This is a genomic window from Arthrobacter sp. Bi26, from assembly GCF_918697925.1.
Classification (GTDB): domain Bacteria; phylum Actinomycetota; class Actinomycetes; order Actinomycetales; family Micrococcaceae; genus Arthrobacter.
Genome location: NZ_CAKKMF010000020.1, coordinates 45836 through 64868, shown reverse-complemented (window position 1 = coordinate 64868; position 19033 = coordinate 45836). Strand labels below are relative to the sequence as shown.

Sequence of the window (19033 nt, the reverse complement as noted above, 5' to 3'; positions counted from 1 at the left end):
CCGAACCGCGGCGACGGATAGAACCCGTTGAGGAGTTCGTCCACGGAAACTGCCGGCGTACGGGCGGCGAGCTGTTCGATCTGTACCAAGGTGGTCCGTTCTGCTGGTCTCTTGTCCCCAGCAAGAATACCGGCAAAGCATGCCCGGCCCGCGTGCGCGGGTGCGGATCCGCGGCCGGCGTGAGGAAGACCACATTTCCCCGTGTGAACCCGGTGGAGCATTCCCACTGGCCCGTGACTAGTGTTGTAACAGGCCCGGCGCCGCGAACGCTTTCCGCGCCCGGCCTCCTGACCGTTCCAGTGAAAGGCCATCACAATGTCCTACCCCGTTGAGCAGAACGAGAAATTCGCCGCCTACGCCCACCCCGACCGCCTGGTGTCCACGGAGTGGCTGGCCACGGCGATCGAGGACGGCGCCCTCGACGGCGGCAACCTGGTGGTGGTCGAATCCGACGAAGACGTCCTGCTGTACGAGACCGGCCATATCCCCGGCGCCGTGAAAATTGACTGGCACACGGATCTGAACGACGAAGTGACCCGCGACTACATCTACGGCGAAGCCTTCGCCGCGCTGGCGGCGGCCAAGGGCATTTCCCGGGACAGCACCGTGGTGATTTACGGCGACAAATCGAACTGGTGGGCCGCGTACGCCCTGTGGGTTTTCACGCTCTTCGGCCACGAGGACGTCCGGCTCCTGGACGGCGGCCGGGACAAGTGGATCGCCGAGGGCCGGGCCCTGTCCACCGTAACAACCGTGGCCTCCCCCGCTGACTACCCCGTCGTGGAGCGCACCGACGCCCCGATCCGCGCCTTCAAGGACGACGTCCTGGCCCACTTCGGCAAGCCGCTGATCGACGTCCGCTCGACCGAGGAATACACGGGCCAGCGGACCCACATGCCCGCCTATCCGGAAGAGGGCGCGCTGCGCGGCGGCCACATCCCCACCGCGGCCTCCATCCCCTGGGCCCGCGCGGCGGCCGGCGACGGCACCTACCGGAACCGCGGCGAACTCGAGGCCCTGTACCTCGGCGAGGCCGGCCTGAAGGCAGGCGACGACGTCGTGGCCTACTGCCGGATCGGTGAGCGGTCCAGCCACACCTGGTTTGCGCTGAAGTACCTGCTGGGCTTCGAGACAGTACGGAACTACGACGGTTCCTGGACCGAATGGGGCAACGCCGTGCGCGTCCCGATCGTCAAGGGTGCCGAGCGCGGCGCGGTTCCGGCCGGCCGGTAGTTACGGCCATGATGGACCGGAACCGTCAGCGGCAGGGACAGCGACAAGGACACAATCGTCACGCGTGCGTAAGCTGGGAATGATGAATACTTCAGCCCTCCCCGCCGCGCTGGCGGACATTGTCGACGATTTCCAGGCCCTGACCGAAGCGGACCGCCTGCAGCTTCTCCTCGAGTTCTCGCAAGGACTTCCGGAACTTCCGGAGCGGCTCCGGGACCACCCGGAGCTGCTGGAGCAGGTAGTGGAGTGCCAGACGCCGCTCTTCCTGACCGTCGAGACGGAACAGGCCGACGGCGGCGCCCCGGAGCGCGTCCGGCTCTACTTCAAGGCACCCAGGGAGGCCCCGACCACCCGTGGCTTTGCCGGGGTGCTCCATGAAGGACTCGACGGGCTCAGCGCCGCGGAAATCCTGGCAGTCCCGGACGACATGCCCGAACTGCTGGGCCTCACCCGGGCCATCACTCCCCTGCGCATGCGCGGGATGACAGCCATGCTGGGCCGGATCAAGCGGAAAGTCGTCGCCTCGGGAACCCGGCAGTTGCCGGTGCAGTCCTAACTTCCAGCGCCGGACAGCCAGAGCACATGGCCCGCAAACACGCGTCGCAGGGAACTCCGGCCACCGCAGCACTCGCGGCCGCCGGGGTTCCCTTTGTCGCCCACCCCTACTCACATGACCCCGCGGTGGCCAGCTATGGCCTGGAAGCGGCCGAAGTGCTCGGCGTCGACCCTGCCCGGGTCTTCAAGACCCTGATGGTCGACGTCGACGGCCGGCTCGCCGTCGGCGTCGTGCCCGTGAGCGGCAGCCTGGACCTCAAAGCGATGGCCGCAGCCTTGGGCGGCAAGAAGGCAGAGATGGCGGACCCGGCAGCGGCGCAGCGGCGGACCGGTTACGTGCTCGGGGGTATCTCACCGCTGGGGCAGCGCCAGTCCTCCCCCACGGTGGTGGATGACAGCGCCCTGGAGCTGGAGACCATTCTCGTTTCGGGCGGACGGCGCGGCCTGGACATCGAGCTGGATCCGGCCGAACTCATTCGGCTCACGGCTGCCCGCACCGCCCGGATCGGGACCCGGCGCGACTGACCCGGTCTCAGACTGCTGTCCCCGTCGAGACGACAGATCACGGCAGTGGTCGCGCGAAACACTGCCGTGAACTGCTAGTTGGGTGTGGCGTTTCCGGCCGCCGTCTCCTGGTCGCCGGGGTTGGCACGGGGCGCCAGCTGCTGCCGGAGCCAGGCCGCGACCTGCCGGTCCCAGCGCTCCGGATCCACGTTCCATTCCTTGGTGTGCAGGGCCCTGTCGAAGGGCTCGAACGTGACCATCTCCGGATTCTTCTCGGCCAGCGCGGCGGAAGGCCCGAACGGCACGTATTCGTCGTCCACGCTGTGCACAATGAGGGTCGGCGTCCGCAGCTCCACGGCCCGCGAAACCCAGTCCATCGCCTTGAGGTCAACGGGGGCGGCCAGCCCGGTCAGCCGCCGGCCGAGGCGGTGGCTGAGCATCAGCTGTCCGTAGCGGCCCACGGACGACGGGATCCGGTTCAGCTCCGCGTGGTGGGCCAGCACGTTGACCCAGCTGATGACCGGCGCGTCCAGGACCATTGCCCGGATCAGGTGGCGATGGCGGGAGAGGTCAGCCGTCTGGAGGCAGATCGCGCCGCCCATCGACCAGCCGAACAGGACTACCTCGCGGGCGCCCTGTTCCAGGGCATAGCCGATGGCGGCCTCGACGTCGCGCCATTCGGTGGAACCCAGGCCGTAGCGCCCGTCGCTGGCTGACGGGGCCAGTCCGTCGTTTCGGTAGGAGATCAGCAGACTGGACATGCCCAGTTCCCTGGCGGCCCGGAGTGCCCGCAGTCCCTCCTGCCGGGTGGCACCGCGGCCGTGCACCATGATCGCCCAGACATCCGGGGCCAGATCCTCCGCCGGCGTGGCGCGGACCAGCCAGGCCGGCGCGGTCCCGGCATCGACATCGATCAGCACGTCCTCCACCGGAAGCCCCAACGCGGCCGGATCCGGATAGGCCGCCCCGCTCCACCATCCGCGCCGGGCGGTGGCAATGTCCCCGCTGTAGACGTGCTCAACCTCGCGCAGCACGGTACGTTCGGCCGGCGAGTAGGACAGGATCCGGCCGATCCGCGCATGGCCACGGCCGCCGTCGAAGAAGAAACCATAGACCCCGTCCACTGTGGAATCCGGGGTGGCGGCGAGAATGACCTGCAGCGCCCGGCCTTCGCGGATGACGGCCAGCACTTCCTGGTCCTCAGCGCGGAACCGGGCCGGGGTGATGACGCGACGGGCGAAATAGAGCGCGAGGGCGGAGGACCCGGCGGCCAGCACGCCCGCAGCGGCGCTGCCGCCGATGATGCCGCCCACCGCCCACTTGGCGCTTCCGGACGCGGTGGCGCCGGCGGCCGCCGCAAGGGGGACCGCTGTTTCGCGGGCAGCGGTCCGGCGGGCGGCGGTCCGGCGAAGATCCGGGCGGAGGTCCGGGCGGAGGCGCAAGGAGGATGCCATGGCACCATTCTGACTGAACCGCAGCCCAACCGTGGCATTGGCACGGCAGCCGGCATGGACACGCCAGGCTGCCGCGGGGCACAACCATGCGGGGCAACACGAGCGCGACTAGGCTGGGGTCATGAGTGATCCAATCGTCATTTTGACAGAAGAGCCCCTCGGTGCGGATGACCGCGTCAATATTGAAACCCTGATTGCCGGCGGTGATGCGCCCGTGCTGATCCTGGTGCCGGCCAACACCGAGCGGCACCTGGTGGTGGATTTCCTGGAGAACCTTTCCTTGCTTGAAATCGCTAAAGCCTTCCGTGAACTGACGGCACACTCCGACCCCGCCGTGGAGCGGGCCGAAGCCGCCGACACCCTGGCCGCGTCGCTGGCCGCACTGGCCGGCCTGGGCGGCGGCGTCTCGGGCGAAGTCGTCGAGGGCAAGGCCGTCGACGGCCTAGTTGCCAAGGTCAAGGAACTCAGTGCCGGACAGGCTGTGGTCATCACGCGCCCGCACGCTGTCGCAGACACTTTCCACACCGACTGGGCCACCAAGGCACAGGACAAGCTGGGGCTGCCCGTCCTGCATCTGTACGCCGGTTCGGGATTTATCGGGGACTCCTGAGCGTTATTGAGGCTATGAGCATCTTTAACAGGTCCAAATCCATGCCCTCCGCAGTGCCCGCCGCTGACCCCGCCGCGGCGCCTGCCGCTGCGCCGCTTGAACAGCCCTCCGGCGAACACACGCCGGGGCAAAAGCCGGTCGAAAAGACGGACGCCCAGTGGCGCGAGGAACTGACGCCCGAGGAGTACCGCGTACTCCGCCAGGCCGGCACCGAGCGGCCGTACACCGGCGAATACTGGGACACCCACACCCGGGGCGTCTACCAGTGCCGGGCCTGCGGCGCCGAGCTCTTCACCAGCAACGAAAAGTTCGACTCGCACTGCGGCTGGCCGTCCTTCTGGGCTCCGCTCGCCGAGGGAACCGTGCGCTACATCCATGACCGCACCATGGGCATGGACCGGGTGGAAGTCCGCTGCGGCACATGCGATTCCCACCTGGGACACGTGTTCGACGGCGAGGGCTACGGCACCCCCACGGACCAGCGGTACTGCATCAACTCGGTCTCCCTGAAACTCGTTCCCGCGGACGGCGCCGGGCAGTAGCCCGCAGCCCTTCCTCTCCTTCCGCTGGAACGGGCTTTCAGAATCACTTGCCCCAGACTTTCTTATGCTCGAAGCAATTTTGCATTAGCGCCTCTGTTTGCTTGCTACGCTCGATTCAGATCCAGCGACACGCTCCACAGCAACCAGAAAGGCGACCGTCGACGATGACCACGACTGCTCTCACCGCCCCCGCCCCGATCACTGCCAGCAACCAGGAATGGCTGCGGCTCAAGGCTGCGGCCACGGCCCTGCAGGCCCTCCAGGTCAAGGACGGATCCGTGCCGGATGCCGAAGCCCACGACGCCGCGGCCGGCCACGTTGGAACCATCACCGCGGCGGTCACGGCCCTGGCCCCGTCCTTCCCGCACGATGCCCGTTACCTTGACCTGCTCGTCACCGACTTCGGCCGGTGGGCCGACGCCGGCTTTGGCGTGCCGGACTTCCTGGATTCCCTGCAGGCCTTCCAGCCGCAGCAGCACCGGGTCAACGGGCTCCAGCACCTCGTCGTGTTCCCGATGTACACCCAGAACGGCAGCAGCAGCCGCCTCGTCGAGGCCGTCCTGATCGAGGTCATCTGGCCCGAGTTCATAGGCGGCCTGGAAACGGGCGAATACTCCAACAAGCTCTTCGTCCCGATCCGTTTCCTCGACTTCACCCCGGGCTACAACACCAACTCAGCAGTCCTCTTCCCGGAGACCGTCGCTGTCCGCGAGACCCCGACGTTCACGTGGGGCGCGATCTTCGCCGACCGCGAGGCCGCCCGCTTCCGCCGCGTCCTGCGTGCCGCCGCCGAGATCACTTCCCTGCAGCTGCCCAAGGACGCCGCCGGGCTGCTGGAGGACCAGGAGCTGACGCAGGAAACGTTTGTCATGTGGGACCTCATCCATGACCGCACCCACATGCGCGGGGACCTGCCCTTCGACCCGTTCATGATCAAGCAGCGCATGCCGTACTTCCTCTACTCGCTGGAGGAACTGCGCTGCGACCTCACCGCCTTCCGCGAATCGGTGAAAATCGAGAAGGACGAGGACGCCGACCCGGAGGCCCGCCGGCACGCCAAGCTTGTCCAGTACGCCGTGATCTTCGACCGCATCTTCCGCTTCGCCATCACCGGCACCCGCGTCCGCAATTACGACGGCCTCGGCGGCCAGCTGCTCTTCGCCTGGATGCACCAGCACCACGTCCTGCACTGGACCGACAGCAAACTCAGCATCGACTGGGACGAGGCCGCCGGGGTCGTGGTTGAACTCGGCGCCAAGATCGAGGAACTGTACTGGCGCTCGATCGACCGTCCCAAGGTGGCCCACTGGCTCGCCGCCTACGAGCTCATCTCCGGCACGGTCACGCCCAACCCGGCCTCGGTCTGGGCCAAGGGTCCGGACGCCCTTCCCCTGGACGGCCCGCCCCGCGGCCTCACGGACCAGGTCCTCGACGACGAGTTCCCGCTCTCCATGTTCTACGAAGCGCTGGAGAAGAAGATGCGGCCGGTCATCGAATCCACTGCCGGCATCACGGGATCTTCAGACACCGGATCTTCAGACACCGGCGAGGGCAGCGGCACCCGGGCACTGAACGCCGGATGAGCAACGGACGCACGTTGAACGTGCTGGTCACCGGCGGCAGCGGGCCGTCCGGGATCGCCACGGCCCGGGCCCTGCGCGACGCCGGCCACAGGGTCTTCACCGTCGGTTCGAATGCCGCCCACATCGAGGCCGCCGCCGCCGAAGCCGGCGGCGGCATCACCCCGCTTGTGAGCGATCTCGCGAGCCTGGCGGAGGTAAGGGCCTTGCGGGCGAGCGTGGCCGGCATGGCCGGAAACGTCGACGGCGTCATCCACCTGGTGGGCGGCTGGCGCGGCGCGAAAGGCATCACGGACCAGAGCGACGAGGACTGGGACTTCCTGGAACGCAATGCCGTCACGACGCTGCGGAACGTCACGCGCGTCTTCTTCGACGACCTCGCCGCCTCGGACACCGGACGCTTCGCCATGGTGTCCTCCACGGCCGTGAGCACCCCGACGGCGGGCGGGGCCAGCTACGCCGCGGCCAAGGCCGCCGCCGAAGCCTGGACGCTGGCGGTCGCGGACGGCTTCCGGCGGGCCCACGCCGCGGCCGCCGGTGCCGGCAACACCGGGCAGGAAAGCCCGGATCAGGAAAAGCCGCAGCTGCGCAGCGCCGCCACCATCTTCGTGGTGAAGGCCCTCGTTGACCCCGGAATGCGGGCCAAGGCCCCGGAACGGTCGTTCCCGGGCTTCACGGACGTGGCTGACCTGGCGGCTGCCGCAGCCGGGCTCTTCAGCACTCCTGCCGGCGAGCTGAACGGCCAGCGGCTGCTGCTCAGCCGCTGAACAGATCCGGATCCACTGACCCCGGCTCAGTGGCCCGGACTGCCGCCGGACTTAGCCCCTTGGCTTAGCCCTTGGGGCCCGACCTCTTAGACTGAAAGCGTGAGCAAAACGATGACCAGCACAGTTGAAACTGTCCCTGCCAGCACTTCGGTGCGGCTCCACGATCCTTCCGTCCGCGGCTTCGCCTCGGACAACTATTCCGGCGTGCACCCGGAGGTCCTCGCGGCCTTGGCCGCCGCGAACGAAGGCCACCAGGTCTCCTACGGCGAAGACGACTACACCGCGCGCCTGCAGCAGCTGATGGAAGGGCACTTCGGCGAAGGCATCGAGTGCTTCCCGGTGTTCAACGGCACCGGCGCTAACGTCCTGTCCCTGCAGTCCCTGCTGCCGCGCTGGGGCGCCGTCATTTGCGCCTCCACCGCCCACATCAACATGGACGAAAACGGTGCACCGGAGCGCATCGGCGGCATCAAACTGCTGCAGGTCCCCACCCATGACGGCAAACTCACGCCCGCGCTGATCGACCAGGAGGCCTGGGGCTGGGGCGACGAGCACCGCGCCCAGCCGCTGGCCGTCTCCATCACCCAGACTACCGAGCTGGGTACCTGCTACACCCCGGACGAGGTCCGGGCCATCGCGGAGCATGTCCACGCCAAGGGCATGAAACTGCACATGGACGGCGCCCGGCTGGCCAACGCCGCCGCGCACCTGGGCGTCCCGCTGCGGGCCTTCACCCGCGACGCCGGCGTGGACATCCTCTCCTTCGGCGGCACGAAGAACGGCCTGCTGTTCGGCGAGGTTGTGGTCGCGCTGAACCCCGAAGCCGCCCACGGCCTGGTCTACCTGCGCAAGATGAACATGCAGCTGGCGTCCAAGATGCGGTTCATGTCCGCCCAGTTCATTGCCCTCCTCGAGGGTGACCTGTGGCTGCGGTCGGCCTCGCACGCCAATGCCATGGCCGCCCGGCTGCGCGCCGGCGTCGAGGCGATCCCGGGCGTCGAACTGAGCCAGAAGACCGAGTCCAACGGCGTCTTCGCCGTCCTGCCTGCCGGTGTCGCGGACCGGCTGCGCACGTCCTTCCGCTTCTATGACTGGAACGAGGCTGCCCGCGAGGTCCGCTGGATGTGTTCCTTCGACACCACCGAGGAAGACGTTGATTCCTTCATTGCGGCCATCAAGCGCGAGCTCGCCGCGGCCTGAGCCCTGCACGGCTTCCCCTGCCCGGCGGCGAGTCTGCCGGGCGGGGGCCTGGCCGTTGCATAACCTTCCAAGGTGAGCTCCCTCGATCAGGTTCCGGCAGATTTCCTCTTCGCCTTGGGGACCCTTCGACATGCACGCTGCCGCAGCGAGCTGCACCTGGACGAAATTCCGGCCCCGTCGCGGCTGGCGCCGTTCGCGGTGGCCCTGGGTGCCGAGGTGATCGGACCGGGCGAGTCCCCCGCCGGCGGGCCGGTCCACGGCCCGGCTGCCGCGGCCCTGGAACGGGCGTCCGGCAGTGACGACGTCGAACTGGCCACCGGCCGCTTTATTCTGCTCCACGATCCCGACGGCTCCGCCGTGTGGGACGGGGAGTTCCGGATCGTCACCTACATCCGTGCCCAGCTGGAACCGGAGATGGGCAACGACGAACTCCTGGGGTCCGTGGCGTGGACGTGGCTGGTGGAGGCACTGGACAACCATCAGGCCCCGTACCGCTCCGCCGGCGGCACCGCCACGAGGGTGCTCTCGGAGAGCTTTGGAACATTGTCGGACCGGCCGAATTCAATCGACATTGAGCTCCGGGCCTCCTGGACCCCGGCCACTCCGGACATCACCTCGCACCTGGAGGCGTGGTCGGACATGGTCTGCACCTTCGCCGGACTGCCGCCGCTGCCCGAGGGCGTGACGCCCCTTCCCCGGCGCCCCCGCGGACACGCATGAGGCGCTTGTTCGGCCACGGTCACGGCCTTAGACGCCATGTTGTCGGTAAACTGTAGAGACCATGACCCCTCAGAATCCGGAAATCAGCACGGCCGCCGCCATTCGCAATACGGCCGAGGCTGCTGACACCACAGCCCACATCACCGTGGAAGGCTTCGACAGCCTGGTCCCTGAAGTGATCGACCTCGACGTTCCCCGCGATGGCGTGCCGCTGGTCATTGAAACCCAGTCCGGACTCGAACGCTGCGCCGCGGCCCTCGCCGCCGGCCACGGCCCTGCGGGCGTGGACGCGGAGCGGGCCTCAGGCTTCCGCTACGGCCAGCGCGCCTTCCTGGTCCAGATCCGGCGCGAAGGCTCCGGGACCTGGCTGATCGATCCAGAGCCCTTCGGGGACCTGAGCATCGTCAATGACGCATTGCGCGGCGTCGAATGGATCCTCCACGCCGCCAGCCAGGATCTGCCCTGCTTGTCCGAACTCGGGATGTGGCCGGACAAGCTCTTCGACACCGAGCTCGCCGCGCGCCTGGCCGGGCTGCCCCGGGTGGGCCTCGCCGCCGTCATTGAACAGCTCCTGGGCTTCGGCCTGGCGAAGGAACATTCCGCCGCCGACTGGTCCACCCGCCCGCTGCCGGAACCGTGGCTGCGCTATGCGGCCCTCGACGTCGAAGTCCTGACCGAGCTTCGCGAGGAACTGATCGAACTCCTCGTCGCGGACGAAAAGCTGGAATACGCCGAGCAGGAATTCGCCGCCATCCTCGAGGCCGGACAGGCCCCGCCACGCGTTGATCCGTGGCGCAAGACGTCCGGACTGCACCAGATCCGGGACCGCCGCCAGCTGGCCGCAGTCCGGGAGCTGTGGCTGGAACGCGATTCCCTGGCCCAGAAGCGCGACGTCGCCCCAGGCCGACTGATCCCTGACTCCGCCCTCGTCGCTGCCGCGAAGGCGATGCCCTCCACGGTTCCCCAGCTTCTGGGCACCAAGGGGTTCCACGGCCGCGCCGCCCAGCGCGAGGCGCCCCGCTGGCTGCGCTGCATCGGCATTGCCAGGGCCCTGGAAGACCTGCCGCCGCTGCACCTGCCCACCAACGCTCCCCCACCCCCGCGCGTCTGGGCAGACCGGGACCCGGAGGCGGCCGCCAGGCTTGCCACCGCACGTCCGAAACTCCAGGCCAGGGCCGAGGAGCTGAACCTGCCGGTGGAAAACCTGCTGACTCCGGACTATCTTCGGCGGGTCGCGTGGCGTCCGCCGGCAGAGCTCAGCGAGGAAGGCGTCGCCGAGGAACTGGCGAACCTCGGGGCGCGCCAGTGGCAGATCGAAATTACTGCCCCGCTCATTGCCGAGGCCTTCCTGCACCCCGAGCCGTTGCCCGTGAAGGAGCCCAAGGCCCCCGCAGAGGCGCCATCGGCTTCCACGCTCTAGCAGATCCTCCCGGGGCGGCACCCCTCCTCCTTGCCAGCTATGTTACTGACGAGTAACATAATTCATGATGTCGTTCGGATCCCTCCCGCCCGTGGCAAGCCCGGCCACCGGCGGGGTTCCGGCAACCATGTCTCAATGAGGAGTAACACGTGAGCCAAGCCCACAGCAGTGGAACCCCCGGCAGCGGAACAAACAAAAGCGGACAAAACAGCAGCGGAACAAACAGCGGCGCGAGTCCGCGCGCCGCACGTCCGCGCACCGCAGGTCCCCGCGCCGTCCGCGATATCGTCTTTGTCGACGGCGTCCGCACCCCCTTCGGCCGCGCGGGCGAAAAAGGCATCTACGCCGGCACCCGCGCCGATGACCTTGTGGTCAAGTGCATCCGCGAACTGATGCGCCGCAACCCCTCTCTACCTGCGGACCGGATCGACGAAGTCGCGATCGCCGCCACCACCCAGACCGGCGACCAGGGCCTGACCATCGGCCGCACCGCCGCGCTGCTGGCCGGACTCCCCCGGACCGTGCCCGGCTTCGCGATCGACCGCATGTGCGCCGGCGCCCTGACGGCGGTAACCACGACGGCGAGCGGCATCGGCTTCGGCGCGTACGACGTCGTCATCGCCGGAGGCGTCGAACACATGGGCAACCACCCGATGGGCGTCGGCGCGGACCCCAACCCGCGCTTCATGTCCGAACGGATCGTGGACCCCGCCGCCCTCAACATGGGCAACACGGCCGAGAACCTGCACGACCGCTTCCCGGCCATCACCAAGGACCGCACGGACGCCTACGCCGTCGCCTCGCAGGACAAGCTCGCCGCCGCCTACGCCAGCGGCCAGATCCAGCCCGACCTCGTGCCCGTCGCCACGATGAAGCCGGGCAGGGGCTGGACCGTCAACACCGTGGACGAACCCCCGCGCCCCGGAACCTCACTGCAGGACCTGGCGGCCCTCAAGACCCCGTTCCGCGCCCACGGCCGGGTCACGGCGGGCAACGCCGCGGGCCTGAACGATGGCGCAACGGCGGCCCTGCTGGCCTCCGCCGATGCCGCCGAGGAACTCGGGCTGCCGGTCAGGATGCGCCTGGTCGCCTACGCTTTCGCCGGCGTGGAACCCGAGGTCATGGGCATCGGCCCGGTCCCGGCGACCGAAAAGGCCCTCAAGAACGCCGGACTCGGCATCGGGGACATCGGCCTCTTCGAAATCAACGAGGCCTTCGCCGTCCAGGTCCTCAGCTTCCTGGACCACTTCGGGATCGCCGACAACGACCCCCGCGTCAACCGCTACGGCGGCGCGATCGCCGTCGGGCACCCGCTGGCGTCCTCGGGGGTCAGGCTGATGAACCAACTGGCCCGGCAGTTCGAGGAGGACCCCTCGGTCCGCTTTGGCATGACCACGATGTGCATCGGCCTGGGCATGGGCGCCACCATCATCTGGGAGAACCCGCATCACGCGGACTACGGCACCGACGCCCACAGCACCGAAACACACAGCACCGAAGCAGATCAGGCAGAGACTACGACCACCGAGACTGGAGCCACAGCATGAGCGCCGCTGATTTCCGCAAGCTTGCCGACCTCTTCCCGAACGAGACGGTCACCCACTCCTATGTCCAGGACATCGAACTGCCTCCCGTCGACGGCACAAGCCCCGGCACCTTCGCACTGGTCACCCTCGACAACGGCCTGGACCACTCCAAGCCCACCACCCTCGGACCCAACACCCTGATCGAGCTCGGCACGGTGCTCGAGGGGCTGAAGGAACGCGCCGCCCGCGGCGAGATTGCCGGCGTCGGCGTCACCGGCAAGCCGTACTTCCTCGTGGCCGGCGCAGACCTGTCAACGGTCAAGTCGGTCAGCGGACGCGAGCAAGGCAAGTGGATGGCCCAGCTCGGCCACGACGTCTACTCCACCCTGGCCACCCTGGGCGTGCCGAGCTTCGCGTTCATCAACGGCATTGCCCTGGGCGGCGGCCTGGAGATCGCACTCCAGTCCACCTACCGCACAGTCTCCACCGGCGCCGGAGCGCTGGCCCTTCCCGAGGCGTTCATCGGACTCATCCCGGGCTGGGGCGGGGTCTACATCCTGCCGAGGCTGATCGGGCCGGAGAACGCCCTCAAGGTCATGATCGAAAACCCGCTGACCAACAACCGCACCCTCACCGGGCCGCAGGCCTACCAGCTCGGCATGGCGGACGCGATGTTTGAACCGGCTGACTTCGTGGAACAGTCCCTCGCGTGGGCCGCGAAAGTCATTGCCGGCGCCGTGGCGCCGGAGCGGGCGAACGCCGTGGACCCGTCCGCCCCAGAGGTCGCCGCACGCTGGTCGGCCGCCGTCGCCAAGGGCCGGGCCTTCGTGGAGGCCAAGACCTCCAACGCCTCACCGGCGCCGGCCAAGGTCCTGGACGTCATGGAAGCCAACCGCACCCTGACCCAGGCGCAATCCGCCGGGCTCGAATGCGAGACACTGGCGGACCTCATGCAGACTGACGAGTTCCGCTCCACCGTCTACGCCTTCCTGGACCTCGTGCAGCGCCGCTCCAAGCGTCCCGCCGGCGCCCCGGACCGCAAGCTCGCACGCCCGGTCACGAAGATCGGCGTCGTGGGCGCCGGACTGATGGCGAGCCAGCTGGCACTGCTCTTCGCCCGCCAGCTCAAGGTTCCGGTTGTACTGACGGACATTGACCAGGCCCGCGTGGACAAGGGCGTGGGCTACGTCCACGCCGAGGTGGACAAGCTCCTTGCGAAGGGCCGGATCAGCCCCGACGCCGCCAACCGCACCCGCGCGCTCGTCACGGGATCCGTTTCCAAGGAGGCCTTTGCCGACGCCGACTTCGTCATTGAGGCCGTCTTCGAGGAACTCAACATCAAGAAGCAGGTCTTCAAGGAAGTCGAGGCGATCGTCTCGGCCAAGTGCATCCTCGCCACGAACACGTCCTCGCTGTCCGTCACCGCGATGGCGGAAGATCTGGAGCACCCGGAGCGCCTGGTGGGCTTCCACTTCTTCAACCCGGTGGCCGTGATGCCGCTGCTGGAGATCGTGCGCGCACCGAAGACCGACGACGCCGTGCTGGCCACCGCGTTCGAGCTCGCCAAGGGCCTCAAGAAGTCCGCCGTGCGGGTCTTGGACGCCCCGGCGTTCGTGGTCAACCGCGTCCTGCTGCGCCTCATGGGCGAAGTCACCGCGGCCTTCGACGAAGGCACGCCGGCCGAAGTGGCGGATAACGCGCTGCGGCCGATGGGCTTGCCCATGACTCCCTTTGTGCTCGGTGCCATGGTGGGCCTGCCCGTGGCCCAGCACGTCCAGGAATCGCTGCACGCGGCGTTCGGGGACCGCTTCAGGGTTTCGAGGAACCTGCAGGCGCTGATCGACAACGGTGTGACGTCCATTTGGGCCGTGCAGAATGGGGCGCCGGTGCCGGGCCCGGACGGCAAGCCATTCATCCCGGCCGAGACCCTGGCGCTGATGTCCTTTGGCAGCGCACCGTCCACCGGCGAGGAAGTGCTGCGCCGGACGCAGGACGCGCTGGCTGAGGAAATCGGACTCATGCTCGAGGAGGGCGTCGTGGCCGGCCCCGAGGACATCGACCTCTGCATGATCCTTGGCGCGGGCTGGCCGATGTTCCTGGGCGGCATTACGCCGTACCTGGACCGGGTGGGCGCCTCGGAGCGGGTCAACGGGAAGAAATTCCTGGCGCCGGGCGTGGCGTCCGAACCAGCCTAACTCCGGCGTTCGGCGGTCAGGCGCCAGCCTGAACCGGCCCTGCCTTATGGCGCCGCTGCCTGGACTTTGGTCCGGGCGGCGGCGCCGCTTTCGTTGGTGCCGCGCGTGTTCAGGCTGCGTGTGCCTGTGCCGCGTGATTGTCAGGTACGGCGATCATTTTCCGGGTGCCAGCGAGGCATCGATGCGCTGGCGGATCTGGTGGAGAGCGTGTGCAGCGATCGCTCCCTCGAACGCGAGTAGCGGAGAAACCCCGCCGGAGTCAGATCTCGCTCAGCCGGCCGTCCGTGAGTTCCAGGACGCGGTGCGCGTTCATCCGCGCGTAGGCCAGGTCATGGGTGACCATGACGACCGCGGCGCCCCGCGCGGCGGCGCGGACAACGGCGGCCTGCAGCGCCTCGAGCCCGTGCCGGTCCAGCCCGACGGTGGGCTCGTCCAGGGCCAACACTGCCGGTTCACGGGCCAGGACCGTGGCCAGGGCGAGCAGACGTTGCTGGGAGGCCGACAGTTCAGCCGGGTGGACCTCCCCGGTACCGGACAGCCCCACCGCCGCCAGCGCCGCCCGGGCCTTGCCCTCGGCTTCGGCTTTCCCGAACAGCTGCCGGAGTCCGAACGCGGCTTCGCGCAGGACGGTCCGTTCGAACAGCTGGTCCCGGGGGTGTTGGAACAACAGGCCTATGGAGGCCGCGACGGTTCCCACCGGCACGCCGGCAATACTGCGCCCGCAGACCCGCACGTCCCCGGCCGAGGGCCGGAGCAGTCCGTTGAAGTGACGCAGCAGTGTCGACTTGCCGGCGCCGTTGGGCCCGGTCACGGCGATGATCTCGCCCCGCTGCACGGCGAAGTCCACGTCCCGGAGGACCCGAGCCTGCGTAGCGGTGCCTGGCCGCCGCGGGTCCTGGCCGTAGCCGAACCCAACCCCGTGCAATTCCAGCGCTGCCGGCCCGGGGCCGGGCGCAGCGACAGGCACCGGACCGGGGCCGCGGGCTCCGGCGGTAACACCGGGCCCCAGAACGCCGGGACCAGATACAGCAGGACCAGATACGGGAGGGCCAAGAATGCCTGGGCCGCGCACGCCAATCACACCGGCCCGCTCCAGCTCGGCCGAGCCGGACAGCTGCGCCGGCGTTCCCGCAGCGGTGACCGTCCCGCCGTCGAGAACTGTCCAGTGCGTGGCCTCGCCGGCGAGGCGGTCCGCCGCCTGGCTCAGCAGGACGACGCCGGTCCCGGTGCCCCGGAGGCTGCGGACCAGATCCTCAACCTGTGCGGCTCCGGCCGCATCCAGCGATGCCAGCGGCTCGTCCAGAATGAGGATGTCCGGCTCCGCGATGACGGCGCAGCCCACGGCGAGCCTGCGCAGCTCTCCCCCGGAGAGCGTGGCCGGGTCCCGGTCCAGCAGGTCCGAGAGCCCAATGCGCGCAGCCGTCCGCCCCACCGCGCGGAGCATGTCGTCCCGCGGCGTCGCACGGTTTTCCAAGCCGAAGGCCAGCTCTTCGGCGACTGTGGCGCGAACCGAGGAGAGCATCGCGGCGGGGTCCTGCGGGACGAAGGCCACGCGGCGCGACCATTCGGCGGGGTTGATCCGGGGATCGTCAGGGGCGCCGCGGAATTCCAGCAGGGTGCCGTCAAGCTCCAGGCTGCCGCGGAATGCTCCCGCGTGACCAGCCCGGAGCCAGCCGGCCATGAGTTTGCCCAGCGTGGATTTTCCGCTCCCGGAGCCGCCCAGGACAGCGGTCAGGGAGCCGGGCGTGACCGAGACCGACGCACTGCTCAGCACCGGGGTGCCCTCGCCGTGGAACGTGAACGCCTCGATCCGGATCTGGAGCGCCGTTCGAGTGATGGCCGTCACGACGGCACCCCGGCAGGCCAGGAGGCCACAATCCGTCCGGCGACGGCGGCTGTCGCGAAGAGCAGTGCGGCAGTCCGGAAGCGACGCTGGCCGGGCGGGTCGGCGACTTCGCGGTAACTGGTGCGGGGTCCCGGGCTGCCGAAGCCGCGGGCGTCGAGCGCCTGGGCGCGGCTGCCGGCGTCGTCGATCAAGGCCAGGACCAGAGGCACCATCTGCAGGCGGAGCGCGCCGAGGCGGGACAGCAGGCCGCGCCGGACCACCATCCCGCGCGTTTCCTGGGCCTGCCGGATCCGGTCCAGGCGGACGGCAACGGCGGGCAGGAGGGTGAGGGTGGATGCCAGGACAAAGCCGAACTGCGGCGGGATCCCGCGCCCGGCGAGGGCTGAGACAAGGTCGGGAACGCTCACGGCGAAGGAAAAGAGCAGGAAAACCAGGACGCAGGCGGTGGTCCGCGTTCCGAGTTCCAGCGCGAAGCCCAGGCCCTCGGCCGTGACCCTGGCAGGGCCCCAGCGGGCCAGCACGGTCTGGCCTTCGGGGAAGAACAGGCCGTGCAGCACCAGCAGGGACAGGCACAGGGGCGTCAGGATCACCGCCGCGGCAGGCAGGACCCGGCCCGCAACTCCGCGACGCACCGCGAGAAACACCGCGGCGAGGGCCATGGCGACAGACAGCGGCCAGTAAGCAGCCGCCGTCGTGACGACGGCGGCACTGGCGGCGGCGGTCAGCGCGGTGAAAGGGTGGAGACGCGGTTTCATAGGCACGGTCTCATAGGCACGGTGTCAGGGTCTCACTGTCACGAGGTCACAGTGGTCACAGGGCTCAGGCCTCCGGCGCTGCCGGGGCCTTGCCGGCGAGCACCCGGTAGCGGCGCACGAAAGGGAACTGGAAGGTGGTGCGGCGGGGCAGGGCGTAGGCGAGCAGCGCCGCGATCGTGAAGACGATCGCCTTGTCCATGGGATCGGAAATCAGCGCCTGCTTGGTGATGGCGGCCAGGAGGGTGTCCCCCATGGCCCGGAAGGCGCTGACGATCGCCCCGGTGCCCAGGCCCGAGGTACCGCCAAAGACGAAGGCTGCGATCGGGGCGGAGACGACGCCGGCCAGGATGCCGGTGACGAACCCGGCGATGGGGGCGAAGTAGAAGCGGCGGAACAGGCCGCCGCGGGCGGCCATGCCGGCCAGGAAACCGATGAGCGCAGCACCGGCGGCGAAGGGCAGCACGGTGGGGTTGAAGAAGGACCAGACGATGCTGCTCAGCGCGCCCGTCGCGGCACCGGCCGCGGGGCCGGCGAGAACGGCGATCAGGACGGTGCCGATCGCGTCGAGGTAGAACGGCAGGCCAGTGCTGCCCATCAGCTGTCCGAGGACCACGTTCAGGACCAGCGCCACCGGGATCAGGACCACGGTGGAAGTGGGGAGAACGGGCAGGACGGCCACAATCAGCAGCACCGCGCCGAGCAGGAAGCCGCCGAGGGCCACGAGTGCGGAGAAACTGGCCGGGCCGTTGGCAATGTCCACAGGCTGGGTCAGCACCAGGAAGATGTACGTGGCGGCGATGGCGGCGGCGCCTGCGATTTCGAGCAGGCGGCGCCTGCGGCCGGCCGCCTGTCCAGGGGCAGTGACGGTGAGGGCTGGCTGTGACATGGGCGGTGTTCCTTTGGCTGGGTGCAACAAGTTCCGCCTCATGTCACCTCGGCGCAGCTACCATCCTAGCGAGCAGCGACGGTTCTAGCGATCTGCAGACCCGCCCGGGAACTCCCCGCGTTGACCCAGCAAAAATGTCCGGCGTCAGGGCGTCGGGGACCGGGGGCCCACCGCGCGGGCAAGGGCGCCGACCGAGGAAATCAGTTCGTCGAAGCAGTGCCCGGGGTTGTTGTCCGAGACAATCCTCGCGTTTGGCGGTAGCCCCCACAGCCCGCGGAAGTCGGCCACCGTGGTGCCGATCAGCAGCGGGGAGTCCGTTTCGACGTCGACCGTGGCCAGCCGGGTGGCGAACGGTGTGCGCCCCGCGGCAGCGCAGGCCGCGAAGGCGTCGTGCACGTGCGCCACATAGCCCTGGTCGTAGAGCCGGTGAAATTCCATATAGAAACGCAGGGCGTCGGACAGGCAGGCGACGAGGGGGTTGCCGGACTGGCTGCGCTGGCCTTCGGGCTGGTCCGGGAGGACGAGTTCAGGCTCCGGCGCGCCCGCGGCCTCGCCGAGGCGGCGCAGGTGCTCCGGGCGCATCTCAATCCGCTCCGTCATTTCCAGGGCACACAGGATCGGCAGTTTGTCCTCGGGCATCCCCCGGTAGGCGGCAAACACTTCCTTGGCGGCATGCGGGTCCACCGACGTGTTCCATTCGGCCGTCGGGGTCGTGTTGCCCTGGTAGTAGAAGCTGCCGCCCATGATGACGAGTCCCTTGAGCAGCCGCGGCAGCTCCGGCTCGCGGCGCAGGGCCAGGGCGAAATTGGTCAGCGGGCCGGTGATCAGCCCGGTGAGCTCCCCCGGGTGCGCCCGTACCTCCTCCACCCAGACGTCGACGGCGTGCCGCGCCGAGATCTGCTGGTGCGGCGGCGGCAGCTCGGCGTAGCCGATCCCCTGCGGCCCGTGGGTCTCCTCGGTGGTGACCAGCGGGATCTCCAGGGGGACCTCGGCGCCGATGGCCACCTCGATGCCCACGCGGCCGCACAGCTCCAGCAGGGCCAGGTTGTTCAGCGCCACCTGCCGGGCCCCGACATTCCCCGCGGTGCACGTGATTGCCTGGAGGCGGACCTCGGGCCGGGACAACAGGTAGACCAGGGCCAGGGCGTCGTCGATCCCGGTGTCGACGTCCATCAGGATCGAATGCGTGACCTCAGGACCGGCCCCGGGGGCGCCCAGGGCCGGCTCATTCAGGGGCGGA

The 19033-nt window shown here is 69.0% G+C and carries 17 protein-coding genes; 12 read left to right on the top strand and 5 right to left on the bottom strand.

What is annotated here, in order from left to right; all coding sequences use genetic code 11:
- Positions 1–315 precede the first annotated feature (315 nt).
- The 3 genes from LQV16_RS07535 to ybaK all read left to right on the top strand — a co-directional run bounded on the left by LQV16_RS07535 (position 316) and on the right by ybaK (position 2313).
- Positions 316–1233: a sulfurtransferase gene (locus tag LQV16_RS07535; protein ID WP_229993288.1), complete on the top strand. Its 918-nt coding sequence runs from the start codon at positions 316–318 to the stop codon at positions 1231–1233.
- An 82-nt stretch (positions 1234–1315) separates the two neighbouring features.
- Positions 1316–1789: a SufE family protein gene (locus tag LQV16_RS07530; protein ID WP_229993287.1), complete on the top strand. Its 474-nt coding sequence runs from the start codon at positions 1316–1318 to the stop codon at positions 1787–1789.
- A 26-nt stretch (positions 1790–1815) separates the two neighbouring features.
- Positions 1816–2313, top strand: a complete 498-nt coding sequence (ybaK, locus tag LQV16_RS07525) for a Cys-tRNA(Pro) deacylase (RefSeq protein WP_229993286.1) — start codon at positions 1816–1818, stop codon at positions 2311–2313.
- Positions 2314–2387: 74 nt separating this feature from the next.
- Here the strand turns inward: ybaK and LQV16_RS07520 are convergent, their stop codons facing one another.
- The gene (locus LQV16_RS07520; protein WP_229993285.1) at positions 2388–3746 is read right to left on the bottom strand and encodes an alpha/beta fold hydrolase; all 1359 of its coding nucleotides are present in this window, start codon (positions 3744–3746) and stop codon (positions 2388–2390) included.
- A 121-nt stretch (positions 3747–3867) separates the two neighbouring features.
- On the opposite strand from LQV16_RS07520, the gene LQV16_RS07515 reads away from it, so the two are divergent.
- The 9 genes from LQV16_RS07515 (at position 3868) to LQV16_RS07475 (ending at position 14306) form a co-directional block, all read left to right on the top strand.
- Positions 3868–4356, top strand: a complete 489-nt coding sequence (locus tag LQV16_RS07515; protein ID WP_229993284.1) for a hypothetical protein — start codon at positions 3868–3870, stop codon at positions 4354–4356.
- Between the two features lie 14 nt (positions 4357–4370).
- Positions 4371–4898, top strand: coding sequence for a peptide-methionine (R)-S-oxide reductase MsrB (gene msrB, locus LQV16_RS07510; protein WP_229993283.1), 528 nt, complete (start codon positions 4371–4373; stop codon positions 4896–4898).
- A gap of 164 nt (positions 4899–5062) precedes the next feature.
- The gene (locus LQV16_RS07505) at positions 5063–6481 is read left to right on the top strand and encodes a DUF6421 family protein (RefSeq protein WP_229993282.1); all 1419 of its coding nucleotides are present in this window, start codon (positions 5063–5065) and stop codon (positions 6479–6481) included.
- Positions 6478–7245, top strand: coding sequence for an SDR family oxidoreductase (locus LQV16_RS07500; RefSeq protein ID WP_229993281.1), 768 nt, complete (start codon positions 6478–6480; stop codon positions 7243–7245). Before LQV16_RS07505 ends, LQV16_RS07500 begins: the two co-directional genes overlap by 4 nt.
- Positions 7246–7356: 111 nt before the next feature.
- On the top strand, positions 7357–8445 hold the full coding sequence (locus LQV16_RS07495) for a low specificity L-threonine aldolase (RefSeq protein WP_229993292.1): 1089 nt from the start codon (positions 7357–7359) through the stop codon (positions 8443–8445).
- Between the two features lie 72 nt (positions 8446–8517).
- Positions 8518–9165, top strand: coding sequence for a DUF3000 domain-containing protein (locus LQV16_RS07490; RefSeq protein WP_229993280.1), 648 nt, complete (start codon positions 8518–8520; stop codon positions 9163–9165).
- Between the two features lie 61 nt (positions 9166–9226).
- The gene (locus LQV16_RS07485) at positions 9227–10585 is read left to right on the top strand and encodes an HRDC domain-containing protein (RefSeq protein WP_229993279.1); all 1359 of its coding nucleotides are present in this window, start codon (positions 9227–9229) and stop codon (positions 10583–10585) included.
- A 284-nt stretch (positions 10586–10869) separates the two neighbouring features.
- Positions 10870–12132 carry an acetyl-CoA C-acyltransferase gene (locus LQV16_RS07480; RefSeq protein WP_229993291.1) on the top strand — a complete coding sequence of 421 codons (1263 nt, stop codon included), beginning with the start codon at positions 10870–10872 and terminating at the stop codon, positions 12130–12132.
- Positions 12129–14306 (top strand): 3-hydroxyacyl-CoA dehydrogenase NAD-binding domain-containing protein, encoded by a 2178-nt coding sequence (locus LQV16_RS07475; protein ID WP_229993278.1) that lies wholly within the window; start codon positions 12129–12131, stop codon positions 14304–14306. Before LQV16_RS07480 ends, LQV16_RS07475 begins: the two co-directional genes overlap by 4 nt.
- Before the next feature lie 259 nt (positions 14307–14565).
- Here the strand turns inward: LQV16_RS07475 and LQV16_RS07470 are convergent, their stop codons facing one another.
- From LQV16_RS07470 to LQV16_RS07455, 4 genes are all read right to left on the bottom strand, one after another.
- Positions 14566–16152 carry an ABC transporter ATP-binding protein gene (locus LQV16_RS07470; RefSeq protein WP_229993277.1) on the bottom strand — a complete coding sequence of 529 codons (1587 nt, stop codon included), beginning with the start codon at positions 16150–16152 and terminating at the stop codon, positions 14566–14568.
- A complete protein-coding gene (locus LQV16_RS07465; RefSeq protein ID WP_229993276.1) occupies positions 16149–16907 on the bottom strand; it encodes an energy-coupling factor transporter transmembrane component T in 759 nt (252 codons plus the stop codon). Before LQV16_RS07465 ends, LQV16_RS07470 begins: the two co-directional genes overlap by 4 nt.
- Before the next feature lie 64 nt (positions 16908–16971).
- Positions 16972–17793 carry an ECF transporter S component gene (locus LQV16_RS07460; RefSeq protein WP_229993275.1) on the bottom strand — a complete coding sequence of 274 codons (822 nt, stop codon included), beginning with the start codon at positions 17791–17793 and terminating at the stop codon, positions 16972–16974.
- Between the two features lie 144 nt (positions 17794–17937).
- Positions 17938–18966, bottom strand: coding sequence for a nucleoside hydrolase (locus LQV16_RS07455; RefSeq protein WP_229993274.1), 1029 nt, complete (start codon positions 18964–18966; stop codon positions 17938–17940).
- Between the last annotated feature and the right edge of the window lie 67 nt (positions 18967–19033).

What these genes read in the sequence shown, in the direction of transcription:
- LQV16_RS07535 (WP_229993288.1), top strand. Translation starts at nt 316, where the DNA reads ATGTCCTACCCCGTTGAGCAGAACGAGAAATTCGCCGCCTACGCCCAC.
- LQV16_RS07530 (WP_229993287.1), top strand. Translation starts at nt 1,316, where the DNA reads ATGAATACTTCAGCCCTCCCCGCCGCGCTGGCGGACATTGTCGACGAT.
- ybaK (WP_229993286.1), top strand. Translation starts at nt 1,816, where the DNA reads ATGGCCCGCAAACACGCGTCGCAGGGAACTCCGGCCACCGCAGCACTC.
- LQV16_RS07520 (WP_229993285.1), bottom strand. Translation starts at nt 3,746, where the DNA reads ATGGCATCCTCCTTGCGCCTCCGCCCGGACCTCCGCCCGGATCTTCGC.
- LQV16_RS07515 (WP_229993284.1), top strand. Translation starts at nt 3,868, where the DNA reads ATGAGTGATCCAATCGTCATTTTGACAGAAGAGCCCCTCGGTGCGGAT.
- msrB (WP_229993283.1), top strand. Translation starts at nt 4,371, where the DNA reads ATGAGCATCTTTAACAGGTCCAAATCCATGCCCTCCGCAGTGCCCGCC.
- LQV16_RS07505 (WP_229993282.1), top strand. Translation starts at nt 5,063, where the DNA reads ATGACCACGACTGCTCTCACCGCCCCCGCCCCGATCACTGCCAGCAAC.
- LQV16_RS07500 (WP_229993281.1), top strand. Translation starts at nt 6,478, where the DNA reads ATGAGCAACGGACGCACGTTGAACGTGCTGGTCACCGGCGGCAGCGGG.
- LQV16_RS07495 (WP_229993292.1), top strand. Translation starts at nt 7,357, where the DNA reads ATGACCAGCACAGTTGAAACTGTCCCTGCCAGCACTTCGGTGCGGCTC.
- LQV16_RS07485 (WP_229993279.1), top strand. Translation starts at nt 9,227, where the DNA reads ATGACCCCTCAGAATCCGGAAATCAGCACGGCCGCCGCCATTCGCAAT.
- LQV16_RS07475 (WP_229993278.1), top strand. Translation starts at nt 12,129, where the DNA reads ATGAGCGCCGCTGATTTCCGCAAGCTTGCCGACCTCTTCCCGAACGAG.
- LQV16_RS07465 (WP_229993276.1), bottom strand. Translation starts at nt 16,907, where the DNA reads ATGAAACCGCGTCTCCACCCTTTCACCGCGCTGACCGCCGCCGCCAGT.
- LQV16_RS07460 (WP_229993275.1), bottom strand. Translation starts at nt 17,793, where the DNA reads ATGTCACAGCCAGCCCTCACCGTCACTGCCCCTGGACAGGCGGCCGGC.
- LQV16_RS07455 (WP_229993274.1), bottom strand. Translation starts at nt 18,966, where the DNA reads ATGGACGTCGACACCGGGATCGACGACGCCCTGGCCCTGGTCTACCTG.